The sequence below is a fragment of the Catenibacterium sp. CAG:290 genome, from assembly GCF_000437715.1.
In the GTDB taxonomy this organism is placed as follows: domain Bacteria; phylum Bacillota_I; class Bacilli_A; order Erysipelotrichales; family Coprobacillaceae; genus Catenibacterium; species Catenibacterium mitsuoka_A.
Genome location: NZ_FR898787.1, coordinates 1 through 505 on the forward strand (window position 1 = coordinate 1; position 505 = coordinate 505).

Genomic DNA, 505 nt, shown 5'->3' on the forward strand with positions numbered 1-505 from the left:
CTTTGGCAATCTAAGAATAGAGTTTTGGGATAGAATATGATAAAATGCAAGAGATAAATCGGGGTTTTTCGGAGGGGCGAATGTAGATGAGTTTTATAGATGATGCATTATCAGAAATTAGTAATGGTGAGGACTTTGTTCAGGCAATGGCAGATATTTATGAATATCCAGAAGCAAGAAGTGAGTTATATAAATTACCATCTTGGATTAGAAATATCATAACAGTCATTGATTATGACACGGAATTAGCTATGAATGGTTTAGATTTTAAATCTTATGGGAATATTATTGATGCTTTGACTAATATGGGATTGACGGAAGAAGCAGAAGTACTAATTACTTTTGAAAAGAAACCTTCACAAGAGGAGGCAGATATTTGCTATTCAAAACTTGCTATTAATAATGATTATGACGCATTTTGGAATAAAGTATATTCGTATGCTGACGAAAATATAAAGAGATAACTTGCAGTTGATATTTCACATATTTTAGGAAATTTAATAAC

1 protein-coding gene is annotated in these 505 nt (G+C 31.3%); it reads left to right on the plus strand.

Annotated elements, in window-relative coordinates; all coding sequences use genetic code 11:
* Positions 1-86 precede the first annotated feature (86 nt).
* The gene (locus tag QVO42_RS03190; protein ID WP_022424734.1) at positions 87-464 is read left to right on the plus strand and encodes a hypothetical protein; all 378 of its coding nucleotides are present in this window, start codon (positions 87-89) and stop codon (positions 462-464) included.
* The last annotated feature ends 41 nt before the right edge of the window (positions 465-505 follow it).

Excerpts from the sequence above, each read along its gene's own strand:
- QVO42_RS03190 (WP_022424734.1), top strand. The coding sequence starts at position 87 with ATGAGTTTTATAGATGATGCATTATCAGAAATTAGTAATGGTGAGGAC.